The sequence below is a fragment of the Brevundimonas sp. genome, assembly GCF_030656255.1.
GTDB lineage: Bacteria > Pseudomonadota > Alphaproteobacteria > Caulobacterales > Caulobacteraceae > Brevundimonas.
The window spans coordinates 1-7,019 of sequence record NZ_JAUSOE010000061.1 but is presented as its reverse complement, the minus strand read 5'-3'; the positions used below and the strand labels follow the sequence as shown (position 1 = coordinate 7,019).

General features: G+C 67.0%; 9 protein-coding genes and 1 tRNA gene. 3 read left to right on the top strand and 7 right to left on the bottom strand.

Translation table 11 applies throughout. From position 1 onward, the window contains the following. The 6 genes from Q7J26_RS06835 to aroA all read right to left on the bottom strand — a co-directional run. Positions 1 to 693: S1 RNA-binding domain-containing protein (locus Q7J26_RS06835; protein WP_304935741.1), on the bottom strand; the 693-nt coding region annotated here is incomplete at its 3' end. Positions 694 to 852: 159 nt separating this feature from the next. Continuing rightward, positions 853 to 1,497 carry a (d)CMP kinase gene (gene cmk / locus Q7J26_RS06830; protein ID WP_304935740.1) on the bottom strand — a complete coding sequence of 215 codons (645 nt, stop codon included), beginning with the start codon at positions 1,495 to 1,497 and terminating at the stop codon, positions 853 to 855. Between the two features lie 28 nt (positions 1,498 to 1,525). Then, on the bottom strand, positions 1,526 to 1,864 hold the full coding sequence (locus Q7J26_RS06825; RefSeq protein WP_304935739.1) for a hypothetical protein: 339 nt from the start codon (positions 1,862 to 1,864) through the stop codon (positions 1,526 to 1,528). A 65-nt stretch (positions 1,865 to 1,929) separates the two neighbouring features. After that, positions 1,930 to 2,238 (bottom strand): addiction module antidote protein, encoded by a 309-nt coding sequence (locus Q7J26_RS06820; protein WP_304935738.1) that lies wholly within the window; start codon positions 2,236 to 2,238, stop codon positions 1,930 to 1,932. Beyond that, positions 2,228 to 2,554, bottom strand: coding sequence for a type II toxin-antitoxin system RelE/ParE family toxin (locus Q7J26_RS06815; protein ID WP_304935737.1), 327 nt, complete (start codon positions 2,552 to 2,554; stop codon positions 2,228 to 2,230). The genes Q7J26_RS06820 and Q7J26_RS06815 overlap by 11 nt, the downstream gene beginning before the upstream one ends. 4 nt (positions 2,555 to 2,558) lie before the next feature. Continuing rightward, positions 2,559 to 3,869, bottom strand: coding sequence for a 3-phosphoshikimate 1-carboxyvinyltransferase (gene aroA, locus Q7J26_RS06810; protein ID WP_304935736.1), 1,311 nt, complete (start codon positions 3,867 to 3,869; stop codon positions 2,559 to 2,561). A 124-nt stretch (positions 3,870 to 3,993) separates the two neighbouring features. Here aroA and Q7J26_RS06805 point away from each other — a divergent pair, with 124 nt between their 5' ends. From Q7J26_RS06805 to Q7J26_RS06795, 3 genes are all read left to right on the top strand, one after another. Beyond that, positions 3,994 to 4,452, top strand: a complete 459-nt coding sequence (locus tag Q7J26_RS06805) for a TIGR02300 family protein (RefSeq protein ID WP_304935735.1) — start codon at positions 3,994 to 3,996, stop codon at positions 4,450 to 4,452. A 219-nt stretch (positions 4,453 to 4,671) separates the two neighbouring features. Further along, a tRNA-Ala gene (locus Q7J26_RS06800) sits at positions 4,672 to 4,747 on the top strand. 82 nt (positions 4,748 to 4,829) lie between these two features. After that, on the top strand, positions 4,830 to 5,894 hold the full coding sequence (locus tag Q7J26_RS06795) for a mechanosensitive ion channel family protein (RefSeq protein ID WP_304935734.1): 1,065 nt from the start codon (positions 4,830 to 4,832) through the stop codon (positions 5,892 to 5,894). Here Q7J26_RS06795 and Q7J26_RS06790 read toward each other — a convergent pair. Next, positions 5,891 to 7,019: malate synthase G (locus tag Q7J26_RS06790; RefSeq protein ID WP_304935733.1), on the bottom strand; the 1,129-nt coding region annotated here is incomplete at its 5' end. The genes Q7J26_RS06795 and Q7J26_RS06790 overlap by 4 nt on opposite strands.

The following is a 7,019-nucleotide window of genomic DNA, read 5'->3' as shown; positions in this document are numbered from 1 at the left end:
CGACATGTCGGTGACGTGCAGCAGGCCGTCGATGCCGCCCAGGTCCACGAACGCGCCGTAGTCGGTGATGTTCTTGACCACGCCTTCGCGGACTTCGCCCTCTTGCAGCTGGCCGACCAGCTCGGTGCGCTGTTCGGCGCGGGCTTCTTCCAGGATGGCGCGACGCGAGACGACGATGTTGCCGCGCGGGCGGTCCATCTTCAGGATCTGGAACGGCTGTTCCTTGCCCATCAGCGGGCCGACGTCGCGCACCGGACGGATGTCCACTTGCGAGCCCGGCAGGAAGGCCGAGGCGCCGCCCAGGTCGACGGTGAAGCCGCCCTTGACGCGGCCGACGATGGCGCCGTTGACCGGCTGGCCTTCGGCGAACACGACTTCCAGACGGGTCCAGGCTTCCTCGCGGCGGGCCTTGTCACGGCTGATGACGGCTTCGCCCAGGGCGTTTTCGACGCGCTCGAGGTAGACTTCGACGTTGTCGCCGACCTTCGGCAGCTTGGCGTCTTCGCCCTGGCCGAATTCGCGCATCGAGATGCGGCCTTCGGTCTTCAGGCCGACGTCGATGATGACGATGTCTTTTTCGATGCCGACGACGCGGCCGTGAACGACCTGGCCTTCGCCGAAGTCGCGACCCTGAAGTTGTTCTTCGAGCAGCGCGGCGAAATCGTCGCGCGAGGGAGTGAGGGTGTCAGTCATGAAGCTTTGAAGCATTCCGTAGGGGCTATGGCGCATGACCGGACGGCCCCGCGCGAGGTGGAAATGAGGGATAGGCAGGTCGTCAGGATGCGAGGCCGTTCAGAACGATCAAAACGCCCGCGGAAGCCGAGGATGGACGCGTTGGATTTGCAAGACCGGTCAGAGACCGTGTTTCGCGCGCGCCGCCTCGACGATACGGCGGGCCGCATCGAAGGCCGCCTCTATACCCATGTCGGTGGTATCCAGCAAGACCGCGTCTTCAGCCTGGACCATCGGGGCGGCGCCGCGACCGGCGTCGCGCTCGTCCCGACGCTGGATATCGGCCAGCATGTCGTCGAAGGCGATGTCGAAACCGCGCGCCGTCAACTGTTTCCAGCGGCGGTCGGCCCGGACCTGGGGCGTGGCGGTGACGAACAGCTTGGCCGGGGCGTTCGGCGCAATGACCGTGCCGATGTCGCGCCCGTCCAGAACGGCGCCCCCGGCCTGGGCGGCGAAGGCTTGCTGCAGCTCAAGCAGGGCGGCACGGACGCCGGGGTGACCGGCGACACGGCTGGCCGCCTCGCCCGCCTCGCCGGTGGTCAGGCGGGGGTCTTCGGACACGTCGGCGGCGTCCAGGGCCCGGGCGACCTGGGTTGCGGCCGCCTCGTCGTCCAGCGAACCGCCGGCCTCCAGCAGTTTGACGCCCACGGCGCGGTACAGCAGGCCGGTGTCCAGATGGGGCAGGCCATACGTCCGCGCCAACCGCGCAGCGATGGTGCCCTTGCCCGAGGCGGCGGGGCCGTCGACGGCGATGATCAGGGGCAAACGGCGGTTCCGAAAAATAGAATTCGATCTAGTCAGGCTGTAGCGGTCGGCGCACCGCCTTGTCCAACGCCGCGTCGGCATTGAAGCGGCGAAGGATCAACCCGTCGCTGATTTCGTTGGATCGGCACATCACAACCAAGCCATACGCGGTCACCGGCGCCATCAACAGCATGAAGACGCGTTGCAAAACCTCGAACCAGAAGGTCGCCGGGCTGTCGATCAGATAGATGATCCGTTCCGCCCCCTTCATCTTCGGGATCTCGCCCCCGAGGGCCGGGATGAGCCCCTGCAGCCCGATGAAGGCGCAGAGGCCGCCGACCAAAAGGGCGGGCAGATAGAGCGCAATGTATCGTTTCAGACGCGCCAAGACAGACATGGCCAAAATGTCGCAAAATCGGCGCCAGTCGGGAGAGCGAGGGCGCTCATGGGGCGTCAGGCGGCGGTGTCCACGCGGACGGGCGCCAAACGAAGCCCCAGGGCCTGCATCACCTTGAAGATGGTCGAAAGCTCGGGCCGCCCCTCCTCGCTGAGCGCGCGATACAAGGCTGTGCGAGACAGTTCGGCGTCCCGCGCCATCTGGGTCATGCCCTTGGCCCGGGCGACAACGCCCAGGGCGTTGGTGATCAGACGAGGATCCCCGAGCTCGGCGGCGGACTCGAACGACGCCACCAGAAACTCCTCGACCGCCTCAGGCGTGTCGAGAAAGTCGGCGGCGTCGAAGGGAACAGTCTCAATCGGCATGTCTCAACTCTCTCGCCAGAAGCAGGGCCGCCTCGATGTCCCGCTTTTGGGACGACTTGTCGCCGCCTCCGAGCACGACGACCCAGGTGCGGTTCCGCTGAAACACATACACCCGATAGCCGGGACCGACGTCGATCCGCAGTTCGCTGACGCCCTCCCCGACAGGTTTGACATCGCCCCAGTGTCCGAACTGAATCCGGGCCAGCCGGTCGGCGATCTTGGCCAGCGCTCGCGCGTCTCGCAATCTTGAACGCCAGCTCACGAACTGCGGCGTCAGTTCTACCGCAACACGCCCATTGTCGTCTACAGGCGACATTTCGTCAAGCGATCCGCCCGCCCAAACCGTTCATCATCTCGACGAAGCCGGGGAAGCTGGTGGCGATCATGCCCGGTTCGTCGACGGAAACCGGTTGATCGGCGGCTAGGCCCAGGACCAGGTGGCTCATGGCGATACGGTGATCGTGGGCGGTGTGGACGGTCGCGCCGCCCGGAACCGCAGGGGCGCCCGTGACGATAAAGCCCTCGGGCTCTTCCTCCACCTGGACGCCGCAGGCGCGCAGGCCCTCGACCATCAGCGAGATCCGGTCGCTTTCCTTGACCCGCATCTCGCCCACGCCGCGCATGACGGTGACGCCGTCCGCAAAGGCCGCCGTGGCGGCCAGGATCGGATATTCGTCGATCATCGAGGCGGCGCGCGCCTCGGGCACGACCACGCCTTTCAGGGCCGAGTGACGGGCTGTGATATCGCCGACGTCCTCGCCCCCGGCCTGACGCCGGTTCGATATGGTCAGGTCGGCGCCCATTTCGAGCCAGGTGTCGAACAGGCCGGTCCGCAAGGGGTTCAGCATCACCCCCTCGACCGTCACCACCGAGCCCGGAACCACTAAGCCTGCGGCCAGGGGGAATGCGGCCGAGGACGGATCGCCCGGCACGGCGACGAAGGTTCCGGTCAGCGGCTGTCCGCCCTTCAGCGTGACCTTCCAGCCCTCGTCCATCTCCTCAACGCCGACCTCCGCGCCGAAGGCGCGCAGCATGCGTTCGGTGTGATCGCGACTCTTCTCCGGCTCCGTCACCGAGGTGACGCCCTGGGCGTTTAACCCGGCCAGCAGGATGGCCGACTTGACCTGGGCGGAGGCCACGGTCTGCACATAGTCGATGGCGTTCAGCGTCCCGCCCGTCAGGGCCACCGGCAGCCGGTCCTCGGCAGCCAACCAGCCGAAGCGGGCGCCCATGTCGGCCAGCGGGCCGGTGACGCGCTTCATCGGCCGCTTCCGCAGCGAGGCGTCACCGTCGAAGGTCGCCGTCAGCGGATAGCCGGCGGCCGCCCCCATCAGCAGCCGCACGCCGGTGCCGGCGTTGCCGCAATCGATCACCGTCAAAGGCGTTTTGAAGCCCCCCGCCCCCTCGATCCGCCATTTGCCGTCGCCGGTCCGCTGGACCTTGGCGCCGAAGGCTTCGACCGCGCGGGCGGTGGCCAGGACGTCGTCGCCTTCCAGCAATCCCTCGACCTCGGTCACGCCCGAGGCCATGCCGCCCAGGATCATGGACCGGTGGGACATGGATTTATCGCCGGGCGCGCGCACGGCGCCGACCAGGGCTTCAGAACGGCTGGAAGTCAGTTGGGACGGCATAATCACCCGCTAAAGGCTGCGTTCGCGAAGGGGCCGCGCGGGCGGCGCGAAAGATGGCTTTTGACAGCGGCTCCTAGGGGTGGCAAGGGACCGCCCCGAATTCAACCCGTTGAAGGTTCCAAACGTGGCCAATCCCGAACTGGGCGCCAAACAGGTTTGCCCGAACTGCCAGGCTAAGTTCTACGACCTGAACCGCCGCCCCGCACACTGCCCCAAATGCGCGACCGACTTCGATCCCGAAGAGGCGCTGAAGCTGCGCAGCCGTCGCGTTCGTCCCGGCTATCCCGCCGACGACGAGGACACGGAAGACCAGGTCAAGGACAAGAAGGCCGAGTCCGACGAGGACGAGGAAGAAGAAGTCCGGGCCCCGGAGATCGACGAGGAAGGCCATGAGCCGATCCTGACGCCGGACGACGATGACGACGACGCCCCCGCTGACGCTTCCGAGGAAGCCGGCATGGGCGCCACCGACGGCGACGACGACCTGGCCGACGACGATGACGACTCCGTGCCGTTCATCGAAGACGACGATGACGACTCCATCGAGGACGAGATCGCCAAGCCGTCGCGCGACGACGACTGATCTTTCTTGTTGCGTCCGCCGCATTTCCCGCTAGGAACTGCGGCGGACGGTCGATTTCAGCCCCCTTTTGGTTTGAAATCGCTGTGCTTTTTCGCTTCCGGAACCGATGCGAAAATAAATGTCGAAACGGGCTTGATCGTAAAAAAGCTCTGACATAGGTTCCGCCGCCTCGCCGGGGGCCATCGCAAGATGAACCGGGCGAACCAGACCGCAAGGTCCGGGGCTTTAGCTCAGTTGGTAGAGCGCTTGCATGGCATGCAAGAGGTCAGCGGTTCGACTCCGCTAAGCTCCACCAGATTCCAGAAGCCCGGCTGTGAAAACAGCCGGGCTTCGTTGCTTTCTGGAACCTGAGCCGTTGGCCGCGCGCTTGCGCCCTTATGACATCTCCCATCCAGGCCGGCCTCGAATCCCTAGACGCCACCCAGGTCGTTCGCGTGGCGGGCGCCAGCATCACCGTCGGCGGCCTGGTCAGCGCCCTGATCATCCTGTTGGTCGCCCTGATCGTCGCCCGTTTGGTGACGCGCGCCCTGCGACGGGTGCGCGAGCGGTCGGAACGCAGCCGACAGGCCCTGTATCTGCTGGAGCGGCTGTCGGGATACGCCGTCATCATCGTCGGCGTCATGTCGGCCCTGTCGGCGGCGGGGCTGAACCTGTCGTCGCTGGCGGTCTTCGCCGGCGCCGTGGGCATCGGCGTCGGCCTGGGGCTGCAGGGGGTGGTCAAGGAGTTCGTGTCCGGCATCTTCCTGATCTTCGACCGGATGGTTTCGGTCGGCGACTATATCGAGATCGAGGACATCGATATTCGCGGCGCGATCATGGAGATCGGACCGCGGGCGACGCGGGTTCGGACCAATGACAACGTCAATGTCCTGGTGCCCAACTCGCGCTTCATCGAACAGCCGGTGACCAACTGGACGCTGAAGGGCGACACCCGACGCATCCACGTGCCCTTCTCGGTCGCCTATGGGTCGGATCGGGGCAAGGTGCGCGACGCTGTCCTGGCGGCGGCGCGAGCCAGCCCCTTCACCCTGCCCGAGACCGAGGCGCGCAAGAGCCAGGTCTGGCTGGTGGCGTTTGGCGACAGGGGCCTGTCGTTCGAGCTTCTGGTCTGGCCGACGCGCGAGGCGGTGAAACGGCCCGCCGCCATGCACGCCGCCTATACCTGGCTGATCGCTGACGCCCTGGACGCCGCGGGCATGGAGGTGCCCTTCCCCCAGACCGACCTGCGCATCCGCAGCGCCTTCGGACTGGAGGGCGACGAAGCCTTGAAGCGGCTGGGCTATGATCAGGGCGCGGCGACGCCCCACCGCGCGACGGCGTCCTCGCCGCCGCCCCTCAGGTCCAGCGCCAACGACGCCGCCGACGACGTCATGTCGGCCGCCGAAGGCGAAAACGGGCTGGAGCCCGCGCCCCAAACGCCGCCGGACCGGCTGGGCGGCTAGACGGCGGCCTTGGCCCTCAGCCGGAAGGCGTGCAGCAGAGGCTCGGTGTAGCCGTTCGGCTGGGTCGTCCCCTCGAACACCAGGGCGCGGGCGGCCTGATAGGCCAGGCCGGCGGTGGGGCTGGCGTCCGGATCGGGCGCCATGGGCCGATACAGGGGGTCGCCGGCGTTCTGACCGTCCACCTTGGCCGCCATGCGCCGGAAGGCCGCGTCCACCTGATCGGGGGTGCAGACGCCGTGCAGCAGCCAGTTGGCGATATGCTGCGAACTGATCCGCAGGGTCGCCCGGTCCTCCATCAGGCCGATGTCGTGGATGTCGGGCACCTTGGAACAGCCGACGCCCTGGTCGATCCAGCGCACCACATAGCCGAGGATGCCCTGGGCGTTGTTGTCCAACTCGGCCGCCACCTCGGCCTCGGACCAGTTGACGCCGTGCGCCAGGGGCGGGGTCAGCAGATCGTCCAGGCCCGGCGTCGGTCGGCTCGCCACCTCGGCCTGGACGGCGAAGACGTCCACAGCGTGATAGTGAAGCGCGTGCAGGGTCGCGGCGGTCGGGGACGGGGTCCAGGCGGTGTTGGCGCCGGTCCGGGGATGGGCGATCTTCTGCTCCAGCATGTCGGCCATCCGGTCAGGCGCGGCCCACATGCCCTTGCCGATCTGGGCCTTGCCGGACAGGCCGCATTTCAGGCCGATGGCGACGTTGCGCGCCTCATAGGCGGCGATCCAGGCGCTGGACTTGATGTCGGCCTTCCGCACCACCGGCCCGGCCTGCATGGCGGTGTGGATCTCGTCGCCTGTACGGTCCAGGAAGCCGGTGTTGATGAAGACGATCCGGTCCTTCACCGCATGGATGCAGGCCGCCAGATTGGCCGAGGTGCGGCGCTCCTCGTCCATGACCCCGACCTTGATCGTGTGCCGCGCCAGACCCAGCAGGTCCTCGACCGCGTCGAACAGCCCGTTGGTGAAGGCGCACTCTTCCGGGCCGTGCATCTTGGGTTTGACGATATAGATCGAGCCTGCGCGGCTGTTCCGGACACGCCCGAGCCCCTTGATGTCATGCATCCCGATCAGCGAGGTGACGATGACGTCCAGCACCCCCTCGGGCGCGTCGGAACCGTCGGCCAAC

Excerpts from the sequence above, each read along its gene's own strand:
- Q7J26_RS06820 (WP_304935738.1), bottom strand. The coding sequence starts at position 2,238 with ATGCCGATTGAGACTGTTCCCTTCGACGCCGCCGACTTTCTCGACACG.
- Q7J26_RS06815 (WP_304935737.1), bottom strand. The coding sequence starts at position 2,554 with ATGTCGCCTGTAGACGACAATGGGCGTGTTGCGGTAGAACTGACGCCG.
- aroA (WP_304935736.1), bottom strand. The coding sequence starts at position 3,869 with ATGCCGTCCCAACTGACTTCCAGCCGTTCTGAAGCCCTGGTCGGCGCC.
- Q7J26_RS06795 (WP_304935734.1), top strand. The coding sequence starts at position 4,830 with ATGACATCTCCCATCCAGGCCGGCCTCGAATCCCTAGACGCCACCCAG.